Origin of the sequence: Terrimonas ginsenosidimutans (genome assembly GCF_022012415.1) — a bacterium.
Taxonomy (GTDB): Bacteria; Bacteroidota; Bacteroidia; order Chitinophagales; family Chitinophagaceae; genus Terrimonas_A; species Terrimonas_A ginsenosidimutans.
The window spans coordinates 365,346-388,100 of sequence record NZ_JAKLTR010000002.1 but is presented as its reverse complement, the minus strand read 5'-3'; the positions used below and the strand labels follow the sequence as shown (position 1 = coordinate 388,100).

General features: G+C 44.6%; 22 protein-coding genes and 1 pseudogene. 7 read left to right on the top strand and 16 right to left on the bottom strand.

The genetic code is table 11. From position 1 onward, the window contains the following. Positions 1-87 precede the first annotated feature (87 nt). From LZZ85_RS04125 to LZZ85_RS04110, 4 genes are all read left to right on the top strand, one after another. Positions 88-1,161 carry a sensor histidine kinase gene (locus LZZ85_RS04125; RefSeq protein ID WP_237868678.1) on the top strand — a complete coding sequence of 358 codons (1,074 nt, stop codon included), beginning with the start codon at positions 88-90 and terminating at the stop codon, positions 1,159-1,161. Beyond that, positions 1,148-1,846, top strand: coding sequence for a LytR/AlgR family response regulator transcription factor (locus tag LZZ85_RS04120; protein WP_237868677.1), 699 nt, complete (start codon positions 1,148-1,150; stop codon positions 1,844-1,846). The genes LZZ85_RS04125 and LZZ85_RS04120 overlap by 14 nt, the downstream gene beginning before the upstream one ends. Positions 1,847-2,389: 543 nt before the next feature. After that, complete coding sequence (locus tag LZZ85_RS04115) at positions 2,390-3,184, top strand: glycosyltransferase family 2 protein (protein ID WP_237868676.1); 795 nt, start codon at positions 2,390-2,392, stop codon at positions 3,182-3,184. Next, positions 3,181-4,752, top strand: a complete 1,572-nt coding sequence (locus tag LZZ85_RS04110) for a glycosyltransferase (RefSeq protein WP_237868675.1) — start codon at positions 3,181-3,183, stop codon at positions 4,750-4,752. The genes LZZ85_RS04115 and LZZ85_RS04110 overlap by 4 nt, the downstream gene beginning before the upstream one ends. A gap of 624 nt (positions 4,753-5,376) precedes the next feature. Here LZZ85_RS04110 and LZZ85_RS04105 read toward each other — a convergent pair. The 5 genes and pseudogenes from LZZ85_RS04105 to LZZ85_RS04090 all read right to left on the bottom strand — a co-directional run. Then, positions 5,377-5,790, bottom strand: coding sequence for a hypothetical protein (locus LZZ85_RS04105; RefSeq protein WP_237868674.1), 414 nt, complete (start codon positions 5,788-5,790; stop codon positions 5,377-5,379). A 220-nt stretch (positions 5,791-6,010) separates the two neighbouring features. Next, on the bottom strand, positions 6,011-6,397 hold the full coding sequence (locus LZZ85_RS04100; protein WP_237868673.1) for a DUF2750 domain-containing protein: 387 nt from the start codon (positions 6,395-6,397) through the stop codon (positions 6,011-6,013). Between the two features lie 6 nt (positions 6,398-6,403). Beyond that, positions 6,404-6,565 carry a polymorphic toxin type 8 domain-containing protein gene (locus LZZ85_RS28755; protein ID WP_432422755.1) on the bottom strand — a complete coding sequence of 54 codons (162 nt, stop codon included), beginning with the start codon at positions 6,563-6,565 and terminating at the stop codon, positions 6,404-6,406. Between the two features lie 357 nt (positions 6,566-6,922). Beyond that, positions 6,923-7,243, bottom strand: a complete 321-nt coding sequence (locus LZZ85_RS04095; protein ID WP_237868672.1) for a DUF6572 domain-containing protein — start codon at positions 7,241-7,243, stop codon at positions 6,923-6,925. Between the two features lie 4 nt (positions 7,244-7,247). Further along, positions 7,248-7,625, bottom strand: a pseudogene (locus LZZ85_RS04090) (RHS repeat-associated core domain-containing protein); the annotation flags it as partial. 248 nt (positions 7,626-7,873) lie between these two features. Between LZZ85_RS04090 and LZZ85_RS04085 the strand changes: the two are divergent. Then, the gene (locus LZZ85_RS04085) at positions 7,874-8,080 is read left to right on the top strand and encodes a helix-turn-helix domain-containing protein (protein WP_237868670.1); all 207 of its coding nucleotides are present in this window, start codon (positions 7,874-7,876) and stop codon (positions 8,078-8,080) included. Positions 8,081-8,176: 96 nt separating this feature from the next. On the opposite strand, the gene LZZ85_RS04080 is transcribed toward LZZ85_RS04085, so the two are convergent. Next, positions 8,177-8,479 (bottom strand): hypothetical protein, encoded by a 303-nt coding sequence (locus LZZ85_RS04080; RefSeq protein ID WP_237868669.1) that lies wholly within the window; start codon positions 8,477-8,479, stop codon positions 8,177-8,179. 350 nt (positions 8,480-8,829) lie between these two features. Continuing rightward, positions 8,830-9,057: a hypothetical protein gene (locus LZZ85_RS04075; protein ID WP_237868668.1), complete on the bottom strand. Its 228-nt coding sequence runs from the start codon at positions 9,055-9,057 to the stop codon at positions 8,830-8,832. Between the two features lie 260 nt (positions 9,058-9,317). Between LZZ85_RS04075 and LZZ85_RS04070 the strand changes: the two genes are divergently transcribed. Next, positions 9,318-9,875, top strand: coding sequence for a hypothetical protein (locus LZZ85_RS04070; RefSeq protein ID WP_237868667.1), 558 nt, complete (start codon positions 9,318-9,320; stop codon positions 9,873-9,875). A gap of 86 nt (positions 9,876-9,961) precedes the next feature. On the opposite strand, the gene LZZ85_RS04065 is transcribed toward LZZ85_RS04070, so the two are convergent. The 5 genes from LZZ85_RS04065 to LZZ85_RS28930 all read right to left on the bottom strand — a co-directional run bounded on the left by LZZ85_RS04065 (position 9,962) and on the right by LZZ85_RS28930 (position 12,417). Further along, positions 9,962-10,426: a hypothetical protein gene (locus LZZ85_RS04065; protein WP_237868666.1), complete on the bottom strand. Its 465-nt coding sequence runs from the start codon at positions 10,424-10,426 to the stop codon at positions 9,962-9,964. A 400-nt stretch (positions 10,427-10,826) separates the two neighbouring features. After that, positions 10,827-11,195, bottom strand: a complete 369-nt coding sequence (locus tag LZZ85_RS28750) for an RHS repeat domain-containing protein (protein ID WP_432422753.1) — start codon at positions 11,193-11,195, stop codon at positions 10,827-10,829. A gap of 83 nt (positions 11,196-11,278) precedes the next feature. Next, on the bottom strand, positions 11,279-11,443 hold the full coding sequence (locus LZZ85_RS04060; RefSeq protein WP_237868665.1) for a hypothetical protein: 165 nt from the start codon (positions 11,441-11,443) through the stop codon (positions 11,279-11,281). Positions 11,444-12,053: 610 nt separating this feature from the next. Next, a complete protein-coding gene (locus LZZ85_RS28745; protein ID WP_432422754.1) occupies positions 12,054-12,200 on the bottom strand; it encodes a papain fold toxin domain-containing protein in 147 nt (48 codons plus the stop codon). An 88-nt stretch (positions 12,201-12,288) separates the two neighbouring features. Further along, positions 12,289-12,417: a hypothetical protein gene (locus LZZ85_RS28930; RefSeq protein WP_489884417.1), complete on the bottom strand. Its 129-nt coding sequence runs from the start codon at positions 12,415-12,417 to the stop codon at positions 12,289-12,291. Between the two features lie 34 nt (positions 12,418-12,451). Here LZZ85_RS28930 and LZZ85_RS04055 point away from each other — a divergent pair, with 34 nt between their 5' ends. Further along, complete coding sequence (locus LZZ85_RS04055; protein WP_237868664.1) at positions 12,452-12,784, top strand: helix-turn-helix domain-containing protein; 333 nt, start codon at positions 12,452-12,454, stop codon at positions 12,782-12,784. Between the two features lie 70 nt (positions 12,785-12,854). Here the strand turns inward: LZZ85_RS04055 and LZZ85_RS04050 are convergent, their stop codons facing one another. From LZZ85_RS04050 to LZZ85_RS04035, 4 genes are read right to left on the bottom strand one after another with little or no spacing between them, the layout of a single operon-like run. Next, entirely contained in the window at positions 12,855-13,172 is a 318-nt protein-coding gene (locus LZZ85_RS04050) for a hypothetical protein (protein ID WP_237868663.1), read from the bottom strand. Between the two features lie 6 nt (positions 13,173-13,178). Beyond that, positions 13,179-17,606 carry a DUF6443 domain-containing protein gene (locus LZZ85_RS04045; RefSeq protein WP_237868662.1) on the bottom strand — a complete coding sequence of 1,476 codons (4,428 nt, stop codon included), beginning with the start codon at positions 17,604-17,606 and terminating at the stop codon, positions 13,179-13,181. Between the two features lie 40 nt (positions 17,607-17,646). Beyond that, positions 17,647-17,979, bottom strand: coding sequence for a DUF4890 domain-containing protein (locus LZZ85_RS04040; RefSeq protein ID WP_237868661.1), 333 nt, complete (start codon positions 17,977-17,979; stop codon positions 17,647-17,649). Between the two features lie 25 nt (positions 17,980-18,004). Beyond that, positions 18,005-22,735 carry a DUF5977 domain-containing protein gene (locus LZZ85_RS04035; RefSeq protein WP_237868660.1) on the bottom strand — a complete coding sequence of 1,577 codons (4,731 nt, stop codon included), beginning with the start codon at positions 22,733-22,735 and terminating at the stop codon, positions 18,005-18,007. Positions 22,736-22,755: the final 20 nt, after the last annotated feature.

Sequence of the window (22,755 nt, the reverse complement as noted above, 5' to 3'; positions counted from 1 at the left end):
CAGCAAACACGCTTTACAGATGATGCCCGGACCGGACATCATCTGTGAGAGCAGACCGAAAAAGGCAGCGTATTGAAACTAATCAGCATGACAGTTCAGCGAAAACGAACAGTCAATTTTATATTACCGGTCAGGACCTGGTTTAAGAATTTCTACTTCCGGGAAGCCGTGATCTTTATTTCCATGTTCAGCTTAACAATGCTGCATGAGTGGATCACGATCGACAGCGCCATGAACCTGTTCAAAGGCATTGTTTTCTTTCTTTTGATATATGTCCAGGCCCAGATCCACCGTTATTATATCTTCCCTTTATTCTTCAAGAAAAACCTGTTCAAGTACTTTGCCTTACTGACCTGCTCCACGGTGGTCATCGGCGGATTGCTGCTGGCTGCAGATTATTTCTGGATCCAGCCCTGGCTGTACCAGGATGAGGATCTGGTATTATCCTTCGCCTATTATTGTGTTATCGGGATTATCAGTACATTCACTATCATGGCTTTCTCGCTGATGGCTGAATATTCTGTTGAAACGCAGAAACGCAACGAGGATCAGTTGCTGATGAATGAAATGAGCATCAAATTCCTTTCCGCACAGCTGAACCCGCATTTCTTTTTCAACATGCTGAATAACCTTTACGGCGTCAGTCTTACCGAGCCGGCACGCACACCAGAGCTAATCATCAAACTTTCCAACCTGATGCGCTACCAGATCGAGAATGCGAATAAAACGACCGTTAACCTCGCCGCCGAGATCCAGTTCATCGAGAACTATATCGACCTGGAAAAAGAACGTATCGGCAAAAGATGCGAAGTAACATTCAGCTATCTGGTCAGGAACCGCACGCTCGACCAGTATGAGATCGCGCCCCTGCTGCTGATCACGCTGGTGGAAAACGCATTCAAGCACAGCCTGACCAACGATAACTGGTTCGTTTCTACATCCATCACACTTGATCAGAACGAATTGACCATGATCGTGGAGAACTCCCTGCCCGACAATGAAAAAATACACTCTTCTACAGGCACAGGTTTAATGAACCTGCGTCAGCGGCTGGACTATCTTTATCACGGGAATTCAAGCCTTGTACAAAAGATCAACGACCAAAGCTTTCATACAACCCTGGCATTATCACTGAAAAAACAAACGAATGGACAAAATTAAGTGCATAGTTGTGGATGATGAAGAAGGTGCACATCTTGTCATTACACATTTTTTGAAAGACATCCGGACATTGTCGCTTGAAGGCTCTTTCTATAATGCGATAGATGCCCTGGACTACCTGTATAAGAACAAGGTTGACCTCGTGTTCCTTGATATCAATATGCCCGGCTTATCCGGCCTCGAAATGCTGGAAACATTAACGAACAGGCCATTCATCATCCTTACCACAGCTTACAAACAATACGCACTTGACGGCTACAAATATGAGGTGGTGGACTATCTCGTCAAACCCTTCGAATTCAAAAAATTCCTACAGGCGATCGATAAGGTGATGAACCGGAAAGGCATCCAGGCGAAAATGCCGGCGGTTGAAGAAACAGATCACCTGATCCTGAAAGTAGATGGAACGCTCACCAAGATCCCTTTCAGTAAGATCATATATATACAAAGCTTTGGCAACTACGTAAAAATATTCATAGAAGACGGCATGCTGATCAGCCAGATGACCACCTCCGAGATCGAAGAAAGACTCAGTACCAGTCTCTTTCTCCGCATCCATAAATCGTATATCGTTTCGCTTAAACAGATCCAAAAGGTTTCGGGAACACAGGTCGTATTGAAAAACAATACCGAACTGCCGATCGGCAATACGTTCAAACGAGAACTCCTCGCGCAGTTCAAGTAGAATGCCTGCTGATTTTCATTTGGCTTCCGTGGGGCCCCTCTAAATCTCCCCCCTTCAGGCTACCGTGTACCTATAAGTGTTTGAATGGCGTAAAGGAACGCGACGGACGCGGCGATACGCAACGTACGCAGCGAAAACAGCCATAGCAGACTTTGTATTCGCCGCGTACGTCGCGTTCCCTTACGCCATCAAGCTATCAAGAAATTATTCGGTCATATAAAAGGAAAAATGTGAGTACACGGTAGCCCCGAAGGAGGAGATTTAGAGGGGGCCTTACGCAACACTGCTAACCACCCTCCTCTGCCTTGACCAATGTCTCAAAACCGGGGATCAGCGTGAACCTGCTCCCTGCAACGCAGATCAGTCAGTAGCAAATACTGCCATGACAAAACCACTACACATGTTGACCAACCTCATTGGTCATTTAAATCAAAAATTTGCTCATTTATCTTTCAGTAATAATCCGGTTTAATATACTTTGCTATTAGAATTTGATTAGGACTACCATAAGTTTCTCGAAACCAACACGTTAATACATTGAAGGTGCCACCCATCACCTCCCTTATTGTTGCCACCTACAACTGGCCGGAAGCCTTGCGTTGCTGCCTCAAAAGCATAGCGAGACAAAAGGTTCTGCCGCAAGAGGTGGTCATCGCCGATGACGGATCCGGTCTTGACACCCGGATGATCATCGATCAGCTCCGGTTTGACTTCCCGGTCCCCATCATTCATGTCTGGCATGAAGACCTCGGATTCAGAAAAGCCGAGATCCTCAACAAAGCCGTCAAAGCCTGCTCAGGCGATTACATCATCCAGATCGATGGCGACGTTATCCTCCACCGGCATTTTGTGTCCGATCACCACCAGGCTGCGGAGGATGGCATGTTCATCCGCGGATCACGCGCCCGGTTGACGTCTCCCAGAACGGCTAAAGTCCTGTACGGTCCGGAGAAACAGCTACACTTCTTATCACATGGCCTGCTCAATAAACTGAATGCGATACATCTTCCACAACTAAGCTTTATCGCCCACAAAACGAAAATGTGCTCCCGCAGCGTACGCGGCAGCAACCTGGCTTTCTGGAAAAAGGATTTCGTACTGGCAAACGGGTATAATAATGACCTACAGGGCTGGGGACATGAGGACGAAGAACTTGCCGCACGATTCATCAATAACAGTATCATCAAAAAGATCGTAAAACTGAGTGCTATTCAGTTCCACCTTCACCACGTGGAGCTGAAAAAAGATAAAGAACCCATTCATACGAACGTGCTGAAAGAGGTAATCGTAAACAAAACCAAAACATGTCCAAATGGCTTTGGACAACTTGCCACATGAACCGCCCACCCAAAGTATCACTGATTGTAGCCACCTACAATTGGCCCGAAGCCCTGAAGCTTTGCCTTGCAAGCATTGCGGATCAATCTGTATTGCCAGACGAGGTCATCATCGCTGATGACGGCTCTACCGAAGAAACGGATCAGCTGATCGAACGCATGCGCCCTCTCCTTCCCATCCCGGTTGTGCATGTGTGGCAGGAAGACAAAGGCTTCCGTCTTACCAAGATCCGCAACAAGGCTATTGCAAAAGCATCTTACGAATATATCATCCAGGTTGACGGAGACCTGATCCTGCAAAAGCATTTCGTCCGCGATCACCTGGAAGTGAGCAGGCCCGGCCATTTTGTTGCCGGAAGCAGGACAATGATCAATGAGACGTTATCAAAGCGTTTACTCCAATCCGGCAAACATCTCCTGAATCCTTACAGGTCGGGCATTGGAAACCGTTTGAACGCCATACGCAATAAAATATTCAGAAGCCGGCTTACAACCAGGTATAAACCCGGAAACCTTGAAAAGCTGCGTGGCTGCAATATGGCATTCTGGAAAAAGGACCTCATCGCAACCAACGGTTATAATGAAGCATTTGAAGGCTGGGGAAAAGAGGACAATGAAATAGCCTATCGTTTATCGAATGCGAATATCACAAAGCTCGCGCTGAAATTCGGCGGCGTTGTGTACCACCTGCATCACCGGGAAAACTGCAGAGGCTTATGTCAAAAGAACCAGGCCCTGCTTCAGCAAACGATCGAATCCCGTATCACACGATGCACGCTCGGTCTTGATCAGTACCTGGTTAAAAAACCTGCCGTATCAAGTCCGCTGGTTTCTGTCGTAGTGGTAACACTGAACGCCGGACGTTCACTTCAGCGTTGCATAGACAGCATTCATACCCAGAGCTACCCCGCGCTCCAGTTGATCGTCATAGATGGCGGCAGCGCTGACAACACAACAGCCATCCTCGAAGAGAATTCACACAGGATCAGCTACTGGACAAGTGAACGGGACGGAGGTGTTTACGATGCCATGAATAAAGCCATTGAAAAAGCCGAAGGCGAATGGATCTATTTTATTGGTGCCGATGATGAAATGACTCCCGACTTTTCAAAACTCGCGAGCCAGTTGACGGATAAGAACACGATCTATTACGGCAGTGTCTGGAAAGAAGATAAAAAGTATCTCGGCAAAATGTCTGCCTATGCACACGCAAAAACCGGGATCAATCACCAGGCAATGATCTACCCGTCATCTGTTTTCCGCAAGTACCGGTATGACACGGACTATTGCATTTCCGCCGATCATGTATTGAATATGTGGTGCTGGAAAGATCCTTCCATACATTTTCAGTTCGTAGACCATGTGATCGCTAACTTCAGTGCAAACGGGTTGTCTTCAAAATACAAGGATCAGCTATTTGAAAAAAGAAAGGCAGCTTTGATCCTTCGCAACTACGGGCCTGTTATCTGGTCGAGGTTTATATTCAAGCAATACAAAGCGTCAAAGAAACTGAAACGCGCGAACCAGGCAGCTGATCGCCAGTTCATACCGGCGAACTTTTTCAAGTGATCTGGTGTACCGCGGAAACTGATGGTGATACTAAGCAAAAAAAAGTCGCTGATGCACGGTGCTCCAGACCTTTCCCTCAGCAGACAGACCGGGCTGGAATAGGTTCGTGGCGCGTATTCAGTGCCGGAGCCGGCGCATGTTCGTTTTTGCGGGTGGCTTGCTCCCGGCAGCTTCAATTCTGTAACGAAGAGCCATTACGGTTAAAATAGCGAGGCGTAAGGGCAATATCGGCTTTGTAATGATCCGGCGGATCAGTATAAGATGAGGACTGTCTTGCGTCATGTCAGTATAGCGTCACTATAGCTGCGTAAGGTATGTAGTGTAACGGCGGTAGAGATAGTGCAGAGATGCCCCAGGATAGCAGTATAAGACGGGTAGTATCCCGATATGACCACCGTACGATGTTGGTAGGTCGGCAGTAGGTACTTAGTAGGTGGGTGGCAGGTACTTGACTCGTTATTACAGCCGTTTATCCATGCATTCGGCTGACGAAAGTATGGGTGAGTCAGCAAGAAGGATTGAAGATAGCATAGCAGGATATAGTTTATCAGGCCGGGATTCCAAAGATTGATCGGTATACTGGTTGTGCCAGCCCCGTATGCTGTCCAGCCTTACAACCCTGTGTCAGTGTTGAACATGTTTCACGACCAGGCTGCCAGCCAGACAATGCAATGATACCACAAAACAAAGTATCGTTAATATAATATAAACAACTGCCAGGAGATTATTTTTTATGCTGGTATTTCTGGTATCATTGCCGAATCGTTCTTCAATGATCTTATACCTATCCTTTCTAAAAACCCTGTAGCTGTTAATGGCAATGATCAACAATCCTATTGCAAACAAATAGGCTTTCGGCAGATCGACTACGATAATTTTTCCTGTAATGATCATCAGGAAAATAACAGCTATAATAAAATTAAACATGGTAAAAATAGACAACAGCAGAACAGCATTGTATCTAGGGATAGACTCATCTCCTAAGGCTTTAACGAACCTGTAGAATCGGTAATATAAATTGTCAATAAAATAGAACATTGTTTTGCATATGATTTTAAAGAGTGGATTCAGGCGTCAATGCCCGCTTTTTATCTAGACATTTCTTTCAGGATGTGCTTTAGATATTCAAACTCGTATCCGGTTTTAAGCTTACCCGGAATGGATGAATTATCGCTTGTTTTATACAACGCTCAGATTAAGATTATCATGACCAACAGTGGGGGATTCAAAAACATCGCAGCATCTAAAAAAGTAAAAGCTAATCATATTTTTCCAACTCTTCAGACAAGTCTCTCATAAATTCTTCATGCGTGACAACAAAGCCCGATGTTTGATTTACTGAAAAAACATTAATCAAATATTCACTACTACTAATCAAAGGAATTATCTCCTCATTAAATACATCTAATTCTATCGATACTGGTTTATAATCTACCCAATCGCCATATGCATTTTTAGAAGCAAAATCCTCTGCGCTCCATAAGGGAAAAAGTTTGTGGCCGTCTAACTCCGCTAGTAGCCATTCTTCATCTCTCCTTAAAGCATACATCTCTCCGAAGTTGGCTACTCGTTTTATAAAGTACTCGTATCTAGCAAAAGGCGTAAGTTTAGAAACATGTTCCATTTCCTGGGGTGATATATACATAGGTATTTATTTAACTGGACGTTCTTTATTTTTTCTTCCTTTATTATCATACTTATGCCGAAGAATATGCAGAGACTTGTCATGCAAAAAGGAATATTTATACGAGTATCCTTTGGCAGCCTCTCGTCGTCGTTCATGTGCTAATAGCTTTCCTGGAGGCGTTCTAATTAGCGATTGTTTTTCCGTTCAATATTTCGTAGTTCCTGTCTGAGACATCCTCTATCGGCACTACTAGCTTTAGGATCGTCAGCGATTTCCGAAGTTTTTGCTGTCTTCCGTTTCGGCCACTGAGCTTGCATTAACTCGCCCATTTTGTGAAGCTAAGTTCTCAGCGGCATTCGCAGTTGTCGTTACGCCATGAGTTGCGACTGCGATTCCGGCCGCAGCAACTGGTGCTGCCACTGCCGCAGCTGTCCCGCTAAAACCAATCCACCACCTCCCGCACCTCTCTTTCAACTGACAGCGGACAGCTTTAATAATTCAAACTGCCCCTATAGACCACGAAAAACGGGTTATTAAGACCTTTTATCGCTGCTCAAATTCAAATCCAAAACCAGCTCCTTCAACAATCTTTTTAACTTCCGCTAGAAAGTTCAATCCTTTCTTGTCCGGTTCATGCATTGCACATACCTTAATAATAGCATGTCTATTTAAAGCATCAGGATAGCTTTCATTTATTTCTCCGCTTTCAATAAAACTGAGATAACTGTTTATTTTCTCTTGCAAAAGAAACAGATGTTCATCACTAGATTCCCACTCAAGATGATCAGATATGGATAAAATAACCTGTCCGCTTTCTTTATCCACGCCTATAAAATCAATTATTTTTGTTTGTTCCACTGACATAGTCTTAATCCTTTTTTTCAGGAGGCCGTACAATATTAACTTTTGTAGGAGGTAATTGTGTTCCACCTGGAACTCTTATACCGTCCATGAATGCTTCCTTGTCAAAGGTAAACAAACAACAGTCTTGACCTTCATCTCCCAATGGATCACTGTATCTAATGGGATTGTCATAATTAGAAGCATAGGGCGACCATATCTCCATATCCTCGGTCTTCGGATCTATCTGCCACCATCTTCCTGTCTGTGGATCCAGGTTTCTGTAAAATGCTTCATAAATATCCAGATCAAAATCTTCCCCTAACTCAATGCCGTTGTATTTGTACTTATTCTCAGGCCCTCCGAACGATAATGCTTTGCTCGATATCCCCGCCATCGTCAACCCAAACGGATAATAATCTCCAACCCATTTTTTATTGCCCTAACCATTTTTGGGGAACTGATTTTGGTGTTGTCTCAAAGAACTGCTACAGCTTTAAAAATAATCGGTTTCATTTTCATTTGAAAGAACTATCCTTCTATTCTCCCACTATTGTTCTCAAAATTTGTTGTGGGTATTCGTCCATAATCAGCCATAATTGTGCAGCTTATGAACATCGGAGATAAGATAACCACCCTCAGAAAGGCAAAAACATGAGCCAGACAGACCTCGGCAAGGCCGCCGGTGTCTCCCGTGAGATCATCGGAAGATATGAACGCGGAGAAGTATCCCCTTCCGTGGAAGTGGCCAAGGAGATCGCAGATGCGCTGGAAGTGTCACTCGATTACTTGGCCGGTGAAGCCGCAAGAACAGTCGATAAACAGACCATTAAGTTGATGCAGGATATTGCAGCACTATAAAAAGGTAAAGCCCGGCAGTGCCAGGCTTTACCTTTTACAATTGAAAATCATGGCGTCGTGTTCTCGAAGTATCGCAAGTACTACGCATGATATTATTTAAATTGCCAAGAATAACTTAATTTCTTGAACTAGCTCTACCAAAAGTACACCCCGCCCTTTTTTACTCACAATAAACTGGTCAGGCCTACTACCCGTTGATATTTCAAGATCAAAATCATATTTAGGAACAGAACTATCAAGATGAGCGATAGTTGATATGTACACCAATCGATCTCCTTTGGTTAAACCAATAGCACAGAGATCGCCCTCCCAATAGTCGATTATAGTCATAAGATTGAAATCGATAAGCGATCTTAACTGCTCTATTAATTTTAGTATTGTAGTATCTTTTTCCATCATTTTGCAAATCTTCCATCGACTACCAGCTTTCTCACTGTTGTGTTTTTTGTTTTAAGGGCCCCTTCTACAGTCATTTGTAAAAACTAACCATGCATATCCGCACGAACGGACGGCAGTCAAAATTTAGATATAAAAATATCAACCTTCATTTCTAATTTATTAAGCCCTACCTGACTGGAAGGCTGTTGATATCTAGATTTAACCGTTTAGCAGGCATTTCCGCCTTGGAAGCAGCGCCCAGGGTTCTCATAATAGGTGATGTGGTAGCCAAAGGTGGGTCGCCTGCACCTCCTGTAAGAACCTCTGCTTCAGAAAGGACTTGAAGCTCGCCAACGGTTACATCGGACATCCTACCCTACCTGCATTACTACCAATAATTCCAGACCCCACACCATCATTTCCAGCTGCCACTCCACTGATACAGGCACCGAACTTAGCACCTGCATATCCAAACGCACCTCCAACAAGGGTAGATATTCCAAGCTGTTAAAACTAAATCCGTTCTGTGCACCATCGGCAATATCAACCCCTGCGTAGTCAAAGATGTACGCATGGCCCTTGCCTGTTGCAGCATTCATTATTGATCGGAAAGCTATGAAGAACCGGGATTATAGCGGCCATATGGCGACTGTGGATAAAGGGTGAATGGTATCACTTTAACATCAGGCTAACTTCAGGACAACATCAGGAGAACTTCAGGAAAATTTCAGGGAAATTTCAGCAAAACATCAGCCCAGTTTCACGAGACAATCTGCCAGATTTGCTGATGCCACGCATTAAAGAATCCATATAATAAATTTAAGTAAATGACTTATTCAATTTACAAAATTCTAATTTAATGGCAAAGTCGAAATCCATTCACCCCATCAGTGGAAAACTTCGTGAACACGTATATGTAGACAGCAAAGATGGATATATAGTTCGCAGTGGACCGAAAAAAGGGGCCGCAAAAAAAAGATGCAGCCTGTGTTTGATGGCAAAGCCAACCGCGCTGACTACATCAATGGTCTTGCCGGACAACAGGTATGTTTTGCTGAAGCAACTGGAGCGAATGGAAGTGAATGAACGGTATCCACTTCATAAACTCGGTGGCGCGAGACTTAAGTTAACTCCGAAAGCCAACAAAATAGAAATCACTGTGGAAGTGGATTATCATCCGCCTTCATCGGTGGCAAAACGTACAGTTAATTGTTATGAATACCAGATATTGTTCGTTCACCTGAATAAAGATGCGCCTAAAGAAGTAGTACTGGAAGATAAGACCAGCGCGGAGCAGTTGTGCCTGCTCGCACAGCTCAATGACAAAGACCGCTCTACCGTGCTTTCCATCTTCGACACCATGCTCACCAAACAAAAGTTCCAGGAGTTCTTTCAACAGAATATCCCCGCGCAGTAGCACATAAAAAAGTCCGGCAAACGCCGGACTCGATAAATTTTATGAATCCAAAGCATAGAAAGGAGATCATGAAGAAGAACGACAACTTACTTTCGCCATTGTAGGTGCCCCTTCTTAAATTCGTCATAAATGGAGTCTGGCGCGAAAAGAATTTTATTTCTCATGCCAAGCAAATGAAGTGTATCTAAAAACTTATCCTGACTGAACACCACTGTTTCTTTTGGAAGTTTCGGATCAATAACAATCCAGGCGCTACCAGCACGCACTTGCTTTATTGTTGTCCCTGTCGAATACAAAAGTATCTTGCCGTCAATCAAATTTATTCCCTGAACATTATGAACAGCGTAAGCTCCTAAATCCGTTGTCAAAAGCTCAAGTCTCCATTCGTTATCCCCTGTTTTTTTAAGCTCGTATGGATCAATAAAGGGAATTCGGGGCAAATCCAACCCTCCGGTATCTGTATAAAACGGATCATTGGTCACATTCTTTGATCTTTTAAAATTACAAGAGATCAACAGCACAATTAACAAAAGAAACAATATTCTCATCATCTAATTATTTACAGTAGTACTCCAATTTTCTATTGCTTGCATATTATCAGAACCTCTAAATACATCATGGTAAAGAGGCCTGACTACACTTGTCACTTGATTGTAAGCTTCGGTATGGCCTGGCCCAGGCCGAAGATCTAGTTTGTCATTTAAATAGTGATAAAAAACAATGGCACCATCTTCTTTATAATACTTCCTGATTATTTTATCGTCTGTAACAGCCTAATAAGATCAAGGTTTTTACATCCCCATTTGCTAATGCTTTATTCCACTCCGGGTTTTTGGACTTTATTTTTTTGAACTCCCCTGGAGTACTAGCTTGAAGTTCATTTCCATTGTCAGCAACGTAAGCTATCGCCTCCGAATGTCCATGTGATGCGACCTCGAAAACTCCGTTGTTTTAGTTTTTTGCAAGAGTCCTTTTTTCGCTAGCTCTTATAGCTGGCTTTTCGTAGCCAGAGTTAAGAAGCGAAATACCGATAGTATCACCTAAAGGATCAGAATACTTAATGGGATTATTAAAAACAAAAGCACACAAGCTTATTGAGTCGCTTGGCTTAGGGTCAAGCCGCCAGAATCTCACGCTCTGCGGGTCGAGATTTCTATAAATGGCATCATACATGTAAAGGCTAAAATCATTATTCTGTTCGATGCCATTAAACTTGTATTTATTCTCAGGCCCTCCGAACGATAATGCCTTGCTTGATATCCCCGCCATCACCAACCCAAACGGATAATAATGACTCTCCTCCAACAAACTCCCCCGCACATGCGTCGCCCCTGATCAAGTCCGGGGAAGCTCTGTAAATTATCAAAGAACACATCACTGTTCATCTCATTATTCATCCCGGGTCATTGCCCGGGGCTGGCTACAATATACAAATATCCGTTCTTATCTACCGGCATACCGGTTTTGTTAAATTCCTTCACCACTCCACTGCTTTCCACCGGCTCCGCCCCACTCGAACTCCACACAAACTTAAACTGCTCATCAAACAAGACCCAGTTCTCCCTCAATTGGGGTCATTATAGGAAATGGCCCAGTGCGGTCGATGTGTCCGTGAATCTTCTGCCCGGGGAAGGGTTCAACGCCGCCCATGATAAAGAGATGATTAAACGACTCGATGAACTCGAAAGCCTCCCCACAGATGAAAAACAACGCATCTTCCATTGTATGTATCTTGTCATCGGGTATTATAAAACAAAAAAAGTACGTTAAATAGAAAAGCCGCCGAGTTGCTCAGCGGCTTTTCTATTCTCTTTACTCCTGCTTCAGTCTTTTACTTAACAACGGTGCTTCTGTGTTTTCTTAAACCAACTAATACACTACATCACCAAGTTCAACTAGTTTCCTTCAAAAAGTCGTTGAAATTATCAAAGAATAAAGGAATTTGATCCTTATAGTCTATCGAATAGAATGCAATAATAGAAGCCCACGAGTGCGTGTTATTAGAATATTTTCGTTCGATCCATTTTTGAAAATCCTCCATGATTGACAAGTCATTTACTGAAGTAGTATCTCGAAAAATCCAACCATCGAGATACGCTTGTAAACAATATATATCACTCCTTCCAATGTATAAGGCAGGCTTAGTTTCTATCAGGCGAATCAAATCTAAAATCGAGCTCATTGTATTGTTATTTTTATTATTTTCAAATCACGCGCTGCATGAAAGTCCTTAATCCATTCTTTATAGTCCATCCCATGAGAATTTAAATTATCAAATACTTTACCCTCTACAAGTACGCCTCGATGTATCCCATTTTCTGAAATATTACCCCAAATTTATCGCTCTAAATAAAAACCCCTTCTCGCGCTACCAGTTTTAATTGATTAAACGAAAAGCTGATAATTTGACACACTACCATTTCAATGGGCCAATTTCATTTTTAGAAAAAAAGCGTGTGGGAAAATCATTTGCCGGCTCATAACCACAAAAGAAATCCTTTGCATTTAAATCCTTATCTAATAAGCTGATCCATTCTAGCATTTCCATAATATCCTTTCCCCTAATTGTGCAGTTTATGAACATCGGAGACAAGATAACCGCCCTCAGAAAGGCAAAAAACATGAGCCAGACAGACCTCGGCAAAGCTGCCGGTGTCTCCCGGGAGATCATCGGAAGATATGAACGCGGGGAAGTGTCTCCTTCCGTGGAAGTGGCCAAGAACATCGCGGATGCGCTGGAAGTGTCATTGGATTACCTGGCTGGTGAAGCCGCCAGAACGGTCGATAAACAGACCATGAAGCTGATACAGGATATCGAAGAACTCGACCCCTCTATCAGGGAAAAACTTTTCTTCCTCGCCAATGCCGTCATCAGGGACAGCAAAACTAAAAAAGCTTATACGCTGTAAAAACAAAAAGCCCGGCTCGCGCCGGGCTTTTTGTTTTTATTCACTCATCATGAATATACCAAGCTTAATTTCACTCCATCAAATCTTCTTTATACAAGCGCCTAATCGAAGATCCATCTTCAGAAGTATAGTATCTAAAACAATATTCAAAGACCTCAAGGTTTATTGCACCCATTTTCTCCTTGATATAGCTTTCATGCTTTAAATAGATTTCTTCTGTTAAAAAATACCCTTCGCTCATATAAGGATCTTGCAGAACATCGATTTCGAAAATCTCCACTAATTTGGATGTAGGAACATGCGATATATTCTTAAACGCATAAATTCGAGAGTCACTACTCATCCTTAAGGCCATTTCTAAATAAAAAAAATAATACTTTTTTTCCATCTTAAATTACAAAGGTGATAAAACTGGTCGTAAAACCGGAGCAGAAGCCCCCTCTGTTGCTACTATTAAAATCCATGCAACTACCGTTCGCTTTAAGCCCTCATTATAGGCCTTTTGCCCTTCAGGACCTAATTGAGTTGATGGGATTCCACTACCAAAAGGCTCTGGAGATACCCGGCTCATTGCGTCAAGAAATTTCTCGAAGAAAGATTTAGATCCTGTAGACGCCGAAGTTTCTGCCTGCCCTTGCGACTGCATATTAGCAGTTTCACCCTTCATCACTTCTTCAGGGGATACTATTTGTAATTCCGTGTCAGGTGCTTTTGCCTTTAAGGCATCCATCGCAACAGATTTGTATGTTGGTTTACGCTTCGAAATCGCATCTTTTAGCTTTTTTCCAGTTTTTGGATCGTAGGCACCTTGATGTTCTCCTCGCTTATTATATACCTCGATTTCCCCATGCTGAAAATCCCACTCTCCATGCCAACCTTTTCCCAAGTCCCAAGATGGTCTAGCTCCTTTTCTGGATTTCAACCGTTCTGAATCTTTGAAGCCCGGCAAAGTTTCTTTATACTCTTCCGGAACACTCTGATGATTCTTAACAGTATCGTTCGGCGCCATTCCATCTGGATCTCTAAACCGAAGAGGATTATTAAAGGCATATACATAAGGAGACCATCTCCGCATCTTCTCTGCAAGTGGGTCAATCGTGTGCCATCTTCCTATCTGCGGATCATAATTCCTTGCACCGAAGTCATAGGTTTCCAAGCCCGCTCCATCACTGAACTCTTTATTGTTAAGCTCCTTTCCACCGAACTTGTATTTATTTTCAGGCCCTCCGAAGCTGAGTGCCTTCGACGATATCCCCGCCATCGTCAACCCGAACGGATAATAATGACTCTCCTCCAACAATCTCCCCCGCACATGCGTCACCTGTAAATTATCAAAGAACACATCACTGTTCGTCTCATTACTCACGTAAATATACAAATATCCGTTCTTATCTACCGGCATACCGGTTTTATTAAATTCCTTCACCACCCCACTGCTTTCTACGGGCTCCGCCCCACTCGAACTCCCCACAAACTTAAACTGCTCATCAAACAACACCCAATTCAAATAGGCCTTCGGCTTCCCTGATACACCCGGCTGTGAAGCCAGGAACGCTCCCACCTGCGGGTCCAGCAAGGTACTCGTCAGATCCGCTGGGTTCAACTTGCCGCCACTCATTCCCGGTGCACTGCCGATCAGGGCGGATACGATGGATGTCAGTGGACTGGTATTCGTTACGCCCGCGCTTCCGCTCCACCAGGCACTTGCCTTCAGGTTGAACTGGTCTCCCGCCATTACCTTCAGCAACATGGCCGGACCTACTTTATTGCCATCCCCACGGACCTTCGATACTTTATCATTCGGGTTCGTATATGTATCGGTATACCCTGATGGCCTGTCTACCCGCGTAGCGGAAAGGTTTGCGTAGAACTGATCTTCGGCTGTAGCCTGAGCGAGCTCCATTGTTGCGGCGGGATAAGCATCCTGCTTTTGCTCTTCGGTTAACACCATTCGAACATTACCCAGGTGATCTTTGATCATGTAATCATACTCGAAGCGATTGAATACAGAATCATTAGCCGGGCCATACACGGCTCGCACGCGTCCTTCAGGCTGACCACCAAATTGCAGACGATTTGTATAACCAAGTGCTGTATTCAATGTTGCATTACTGTAGCTTTTTGCCTCCAGGACAAGTCCATTAATATAGCGGGTATAAGTATATATATCAGTCAGATAACTACTACCACTGTGGGTGATGGTAAGGTTGTTCTCCGTCACCTTTTTTGCCAGCTTTGCACCTTCAGCCGTGTATAAGTAATCAATTGTTCCTTTGACCGTTGTACCCGTTGAATCCGTATGAAAAATGATCTGACGCGGAAGATTCAGGTGATTATACCGGATGCCTCCTCCATTGGGATCATTTCCCATGCCAACCGGGCCAAGTATTTTTTTGTTTTTATCTGAGACGGCATTACCGTTACGGTCATAGCCATAATCATCGCCGGTACGATTCCCGTCCGTAAAATCTCCCAGTTTGTGATCAGTTGACCCAATGGTAGTGGACTCAGTGACAGACTTCAGATTATTACCGTAGTAATTATAAGAAAGAGAATCAATCTGCTTGCTGCCTGTCAACGTCAGTCCCCACTGGTTCAACCTGCGTATATTTCCATTCTCATCGTATGCACTGGAAGGCGTGACGCCATCCCCCATCCGCAAGCTGAAGTTTACAGCTGCATTACTCCAACTGCTTCCCGATGTACGTTGGTTAAAATCCGCACGCATGATCCTATTGGCCGCATCATACTGATAGTCGTATTTTCGGATCTCTTTATCTCCCGCACTTTTCCAGGTAATGCCCCCGATATTGCCGTTGAAAGCGGGGTTTACATAAGACCCAATCGCAGTTTCTCCCGTCGCTTTGATCTGCGTGTTATCATAACCAATATCATAACCAAAGTAAGCATCAGACGGCTTTCCTTTGGCCATATCCCGGTTCATACCAAGCTGCCAACCACGGATGTTATAGTCATACTTTAACGTCTCCAGTGGCTGTCTTGGAAAAATATAAGCACCCGATGATTGCTTCTTGCTGCCGATCGTTTTAGCAGCGAGATTACCTAACGCATCATAGCTTTGTTCGGAAACGGTGATATAATTTACGCCTGACAGACTTGCACCGGGAAGAATGCCATATGCAGTCTTTATTTCCGTTTTTACCACGCGATGCAAAGAGTCATAGCTTAAACGGGTAACCTGTGTAATATGTTTTGGGTTACTGCCTGCTACCTGCATATAACTCACCGAGATCAGTGGCATTCCGGTCCAGTTAAACTGCGTGGTAAGCACATCCTGACCTCCGGTTATATTAGACGATTTAACCTGGATAACCCGCCCCTTTTCGTCATATAGATTCACGGTATATAAATAATCAGGGGTGTTCAGTACCTTGGTTTTCGTCCACGCAACCATTCCGCGGATCTGCAGACTGGCCACTAGTTGTTGTGCATAAAGGGGCGGCTGATTATAGGTAGAAATAAATTCTCCAGACCAGCTATTGTTAAGGGATGAGGTAAAACCGGCAGGCAGATTATCATAATCGTCATAGTGTATCAATGATAGCTGTTCATACGTGCCGCTGATGGAAGGATAATTTGTGGAACTGGCGGCAGATGTGCGATGCGAAGCGGGCGTTCCGTTATTATTCCAGATTCCTGTTTCGATGGGGCGGTTTAAGTCATCATATTTTGTAACCAACCATTTGCTTTGGTAACCCAGATTACCGTCTCTTGTCATCACCAGTCGATCGCGCGCATCGTAGACGTAATATGTATCATAAGCGCCAGGCAATTTTTTCCGGATCAGCCTGTTCTTCTCGTCATACTCATACCGAAAACACACTTGATCCAGGTTATTCAATGGGATGTCTCCAGTAGTGTGAGTATTGTTAACTGATGAGGGTTGCTGAACCAGGCGGAGATTCCCTAAATTATCATACATGTAATAAGTACAAAGCCAACCATTATATCCTACTCCGCTACCGTCATCAGCAGTACCAGTCACCTGCACCTTCTTCAGGATCACCTGCCCCGTTTTATTTTTAAATTCGATCGTCTGTTTGCCATGCTCGTCTGCGGTAATCAGCTTTGTCAATTGCCCGGCGGGATAATAACCCGGCGAAGTCACCGTCCCAAACTCTCCAATAGTTGCATTATTGGTTACATTCCAGATCCTGACAAGATCATTCGTTGTATTACTTAGTTGTCTAACTTTAACCGAACGGCGGTTTGCTTCGCTTGCCTGCCCCGCTGTTCCTACCCAGCTGTCACCAGGCGCGAATGTCTCCACAACCCTGTTTAGTGGCGAGGATTCAAAATTTGTTTTAGAATAATAATATGTTTGCGCCTGCCCGATCACGGGAGATAGAACAAAGGTATTGCCGTAGGCAAGCTGCTGCTGCTCAAACGGGTTGAGTTTGAACTTCCCGTCATCCACCGAAGTGTTACCACCCGCACCAGTTGCCGGTGATGGCAGGAAGCTATAGGATTCCCGCCCGAACTCATCATACACATGCATGCTGATCATGTCCGTTGCTGGATAGCCCGTTGGATGAGAGCTGTTTTTTGCAACAGTTTGTATCGGCCTGCCCAGCCCATCCATATACTGCGTCGTCATACGGAAATCTCTCGCCGCCATCGCGGTCGTAATCGCAGCGGCATTGGTATCCGGCTTCATCGCATCCCAGGTGCGGACGTAGTTCACCGGCATACCGGCACTGTAATTAGCGGGCAGATAAGGCGTCTGCGCTATCGCATCAACACTTCCCAGGATTGCCGTTGCGAAAAACAATCTAACCAGACAAACGAAACGACGATTCATATACTATTCAGTTGAATGAGATCAAAGGATTAATAACTTATCACTGGCCATTCACCAGGTTCTTTTTCTTCATCTTGTAGATAGGGAACTTTTCTTCTCCAAGTATGGGTTGATACAAGCCGTCCCGGGTGTTCTCTATATGCTGTAGTTGCCTGCCCACTTGATCGCGGTCTGAAGAGGCAGAACGCGCCGCCTGCTTTTGTGTGGCAAGCCGCAGGTTGATCTCATAGATCTGCTGGCGCTGCGTTTCATTCAAGGAAAGCGTGTCTTTCATCCGTTGTGCAATGCGGCCTGCGTGCTGCTCAGCAACTGATTGCGCCTGCGCATAAAGACCCAGACAAATGATCACAAGCATGATTGATATCTTTTTCATAATATTTTTTTTAGTAATTAGCGTATTAACTCAGGTCACACATCCAGTCGGAATATTCCACATAATCCTGCGACCAGGTAAAATCACTGAATTCATAGTGATAGGTACATTCCCACATCTGCATATATTCATTCCAGACAGAGCCCGTCACTACTTTATAGCCAACCTCACAAACACCACCGATACATTTCCTGTCTTCACCCCAGCAGTTGCCTGTATTACATCCCGCAGCAGTGCAGGTGGCATTTGCATTGGCAACACTCTGACCATTCGCGTTGATATCGTTCTGCGCAAGCTGATCAGCGTGCAGCTGGCTGGTTGTTGAAGTGAATGTGCCTGCAGATACTATATACATCCACCAACCGGCATCATAGCCCGGAGGGCAATCCGAACGGAAGAATAATTGTTCCCTGTACTGGTTCGACCATGTACACGTTGCGTTTGCATTTGCATAAGCCTGACCGCCCGCATTCACGGCATTGGTCGCTTGCTGATTTGCATCCGACTGGCTCACCGTTGAGCTGTATGTATTGGCTGCTACAGTATAGGTAACAGTACCACCAGTTCCGCCTACTCCGCAATTATTACGTGTGAAATTATTACTCTGAGCATTGTTATACCAGGTACAGGTGGCATTTGCATTGGCATAAGCCTGGCCGCCGGCATTCACCGCATTAACAGCTTGCTGATTCGCGTCAGCCTCACTTGTATTCGAGCTATAAGTATTGGCAGCAATGGTATACGTCACCGTCCCCCCTGTTCCTCCGGGAGCGCAGTTATTACGGGTGAAGCTATTGCTTTGCGCCTGGTTATACCAGCTACAGGATGCATTGGCATTTGCATAATTCTGGCCGTTTGCATTCACCTGGTTGATCGCCTGCTGATCCGCGTCAGCCTGGCTGATCGTGGAACTGTATGTATTGGGAGCTACCGAATAAGTGATCGTACCTCCGGTTCCGCCAGCACCGCAATTGTTCCGTGTAAAGCCATTGCTCCGCGCTGTATTATACCATGTACAGGTTGCATTCGCATTAGCATAAGCCTGCCCTCCGGCGTTTCTCGCGCTGACAGCTTTCTGATCTGCATCAAGCTGACTGATGGTGGATGTATAAGCACCGGCGGGAATGGTATACGTTACCGATCCCGGAGTTCCTCCAGAGCCACAGTTATTGCGCGTGAACGAAGCGCTGGTCACTGCACTCTGGTAGATGAATATGCCACAATCTTCTTGTTGCCCCGCCAGGTTATAACAGATCTTCTTAACAACATTTTTATCCTGGTCACGTACAACAGTCAACCTGCCCAACGCATCATACTCATAGAAAACGCTGCGGTTATTGACATCCGTCTGACTTGTCATACCTATTTCCGGATCATAGGTATAGGTCTGCATCAAGGCCGTGGAAGGATGAAGGCGGATATCATCAAACCATACTTTTTGGGTGGTAAAATTATTTTTATTATCTATCCATAAAAACATTGTTACTACGTCCGCAGGTACCGTTATTTTCTTTTCAAGATAGACCCACTTGCCAGTTACAGAAGTTTCCACTGCATCCATATAAGTGTAAAAAGCCACTTCCCCAACTCGCTTCATCCCCAAGTATATTTTAGTTACAGGTGCATCACTGAATACCCATCCCGAATACATAAAAACTGTCGGGCCGGTAAGTGAAATGTTAATATTGTTAGTAGAAACCGCGCTGAGCGCCGAAGTCCCCGTTTGACCATCGATCCTCCCAGAACCTTTTCCTGTGTGTGACTTTGTATTATCAAAAATTATAGGTCCATCCCAGCCACCAGCACCTTCAAAAACATCGCAAAAAATATCGCTGTGTTTGGCATTTTTTATTTCTGCAATTGGGTATCGCCCGCCATAACCCCAGATATAAGAATGAGGAATATTGTTCACTTCATTCATCTCAAGAATTTTATGATCCGCCGCATATCTCGTAAAACTTACCCGTGGATCATACAAAGCACTTTTTTTGAAACCGCCCGCATCAATATAAGACATCGATGTATCGGCATTCGAACTGCTCGCCTTCAAACGAAATGTTGTATCCGGCACTGGCATGGTTGTTTTGAATTTATCGAGACTTCCATCAAGCACGGAATAAACACTTCCATCATAAGCGATCACTTTCTGCTCAACCGGCACAGCGAGTATATAAAGATCTTTCAACTGCTGTATTGCTTTCGCCGCTGGCTCAACACCCGCATAAGCGTTATAGTCTCCGGCATATTTGGTTTTCCTGATCAACTCCTGCCCTTTACTGTCGATCGTTCTCACATTGGAGACCTGTAAGGTAGCCGCACTATAACCATAATTTACAAAACGTTGAATGGATCCGCTTCCCTGCGAGTTATACACTTTGGTAATCGAAGAATCCAGCAACATAATACCAGCAGCAACATTGTATTGCTGGGATTCATACTGGATACCTGGGTTATATACATTCTTTGTTCCAATCTTGATCGCATTCCGTAATGTGCTTTCTATCTCTATATAGGTATTCCTTTGTTCTTCCACTGGCTCAAACACACTCCCCGCTTTCCTCATTTTCTTTTCTAACAAAGGCAGACCTCGACGCCATTCATAATTCACCGACGGCGCAAAAGGAAATGCGGTATAATTATGATCTCCATAAGAAGCAGGCGAAGTAAAACTTGACTCCGTCATCCCGCCTTCTCCATTCTCTCCCAGGTATTCACGCACCAGGCTGTATCCAACATTAGACCCTTTGGTGGCAAGCAGCGGATAATTCGATGCGGAACTGATCGTATAGAATTCACAGGTATTCACAACCCCGATGGAGATACTGCTCACCTGGAAAAAATTTGACTCAAACTTTGGCAAAGAGAGTACCGTGCCGCTGCTGCTGGAATCCGGCAGGAGATACTCGAATCTTCTGTGATTGATAATATGTCCCGGATAATCTTCATCATGAATTGACTTGATCCGGTGACCGCCCACAACAAACTGGTATTTTGAATTCACCTGCACAACCTCCGACCAACGTATCTGCAATGAAAAATTATCAAGGATCGATTGTTCGACCACACCATTCAGATCCGCTGTAACGGTATATGCTCCCGCAGGTAATGCGATCGTCGAGCTAACCGGAATTGCATAAGAACCGTTAGGACCCGTAATATTAACAACAGGGCAAAACTCTGTTTGCACACCACCACCACAATTCTCCGGGGTGACCGTTACCTGAACCATCGTCGCAGCAGGAAGCGTAAAACTGCCTGTATAAAAACGCTGATTGGGCTGCGACCCGATCATTAAATATTTATACTCGGTGGAATTCGTAAAGCTTTCACCCGATGACACTTTGTTATTTTCATATTCAAAGAACGTTTTACCTCCCGTTGGATATTGAATGGATGTCAGCATTCCCGACTGTGAAGCCTGCGCATTTGTATTTCTGTCAGCGCCCTGCACGGGCATCGTAACACTCGTCAAGGGGTTTGTGTAGAGAATTGTCGGATAAAGGAAGGCCGGGTTATTTGCTCCATTGGAATAGCCCCAGAAATCCTGGTTGAATGAATTGCGTTTTGGCAGCTCGGTCGTATTATAGGCGAAACGGTGTGTTTGCCCTGCTACATTTGCGGGCGTTTCCGTTCTGACGCTATCAAGAAATAACCGGTAGTAATCACTGTAACTGGTATTATACGTTCCGGGAGCTCCGGGCGATACCCGGTAGTTATGGAACAAACGGATTTCCCTTACAACACTTCCGTCACCACGTTTTACCTCAATATTGCTAAGCGCATGATCATTGGGAAGATCCTGTCTTGCATTTGACTGAGCATTGAACACCAGTTCTCCTCCTTTAAACGTTATTTTCTTGAGTCGTTGACCGGTCAGCGTTGTAGAGGTTGACACATTTGTTACAGGCGAAGTGGTGCAATTGCCTTGCAAGTAAACAAATTTTGTCTGTGATGCAATATTATTGAATGAGTAATTAGTTTGTTCGTATTCAAAAACGATGCTGTCTACAGCATTTGCCGCCACAATCTTGGTAAGAAAGACAGAAGATATGGCCGAGTTAAAGTATCCATCAACATTCGCATCATCTGTTGCCAACGGCGTTGTTTGAGAGGTTTCTGCGGCGGTAAAATAATATCGCGTTCCATCCAGGTCAACAATGATCCATGAACCATCACTGCCTGATATGGATAAGCGGGATACAGGCATGGTATGAACAGCTCCAAGTGTATCATAAAAAGCTGTACCACTTCCTCCCGGGAAATTATACATGAACAGGTCCGGCTCGGAATCCACATTACCTTTGGTTACGTCCTCCATATAGGCCGTCCTTTCGGTTGGGGACATTTCGTTGGCAATAAAGCGTCGGATATCCGCATGTCTTGACAAAAAGCCGTTGATTGATTCATCCGGCCGGCCTCTGGTCTGGCGCGTGATCGCACCACCCGCATTCAGCGACCAGCCCATTCCAACCCAGGATGCAAGCTCTTCAACTTTAACACCACCTGCATGATACGATAATGAGACCGGCACCCGCAATTTACCCGATACCACTTCATAAAGCGGCACGTCGATCGATGGCAACCCAGTATACTTTCCTACAGGCAACACGCCAAACTTACCAAGCGCTGCCGCATTGGGAGATGCGGGTATTACCGATTGCAATTGGGTAGGCGAAAGAATAAAGTCACTTTGTCCGTGGCTGAATTTCACACAAGCGATCCACGCAATAAATATCAAGCCGATCTTCCTGATCATAACAGTTACTTCGTTAAGAT

Excerpts from the sequence above, each read along its gene's own strand:
- LZZ85_RS04125 (WP_237868678.1), top strand. The coding sequence starts at position 88 with ATGACAGTTCAGCGAAAACGAACAGTCAATTTTATATTACCGGTCAGG.
- LZZ85_RS04120 (WP_237868677.1), top strand. The coding sequence starts at position 1,148 with ATGGACAAAATTAAGTGCATAGTTGTGGATGATGAAGAAGGTGCACAT.
- LZZ85_RS04110 (WP_237868675.1), top strand. The coding sequence starts at position 3,181 with ATGAACCGCCCACCCAAAGTATCACTGATTGTAGCCACCTACAATTGG.
- LZZ85_RS04105 (WP_237868674.1), bottom strand. The coding sequence starts at position 5,790 with ATGTTCTATTTTATTGACAATTTATATTACCGATTCTACAGGTTCGTT.
- LZZ85_RS04100 (WP_237868673.1), bottom strand. The coding sequence starts at position 6,397 with ATGTATATATCACCCCAGGAAATGGAACATGTTTCTAAACTTACGCCT.
- LZZ85_RS04095 (WP_237868672.1), bottom strand. The coding sequence starts at position 7,243 with ATGTCAGTGGAACAAACAAAAATAATTGATTTTATAGGCGTGGATAAA.
- LZZ85_RS04085 (WP_237868670.1), top strand. The coding sequence starts at position 7,874 with ATGAGCCAGACAGACCTCGGCAAGGCCGCCGGTGTCTCCCGTGAGATC.
- LZZ85_RS04080 (WP_237868669.1), bottom strand. The coding sequence starts at position 8,479 with ATGATGGAAAAAGATACTACAATACTAAAATTAATAGAGCAGTTAAGA.
- LZZ85_RS04075 (WP_237868668.1), bottom strand. The coding sequence starts at position 9,057 with ATGAATGCTGCAACAGGCAAGGGCCATGCGTACATCTTTGACTACGCA.
- LZZ85_RS04070 (WP_237868667.1), top strand. The coding sequence starts at position 9,318 with ATGGCAAAGTCGAAATCCATTCACCCCATCAGTGGAAAACTTCGTGAA.
- LZZ85_RS04065 (WP_237868666.1), bottom strand. The coding sequence starts at position 10,426 with ATGATGAGAATATTGTTTCTTTTGTTAATTGTGCTGTTGATCTCTTGT.
- LZZ85_RS28930 (WP_489884417.1), bottom strand. The coding sequence starts at position 12,417 with ATGCTAGAATGGATCAGCTTATTAGATAAGGATTTAAATGCAAAGGAT.
- LZZ85_RS04055 (WP_237868664.1), top strand. The coding sequence starts at position 12,452 with ATGAACATCGGAGACAAGATAACCGCCCTCAGAAAGGCAAAAAACATG.
- LZZ85_RS04050 (WP_237868663.1), bottom strand. The coding sequence starts at position 13,172 with ATGGAAAAAAAGTATTATTTTTTTTATTTAGAAATGGCCTTAAGGATG.
- LZZ85_RS04045 (WP_237868662.1), bottom strand. The coding sequence starts at position 17,606 with ATGAATCGTCGTTTCGTTTGTCTGGTTAGATTGTTTTTCGCAACGGCA.
- LZZ85_RS04040 (WP_237868661.1), bottom strand. The coding sequence starts at position 17,979 with ATGAAAAAGATATCAATCATGCTTGTGATCATTTGTCTGGGTCTTTAT.
- LZZ85_RS04035 (WP_237868660.1), bottom strand. The coding sequence starts at position 22,735 with ATGATCAGGAAGATCGGCTTGATATTTATTGCGTGGATCGCTTGTGTG.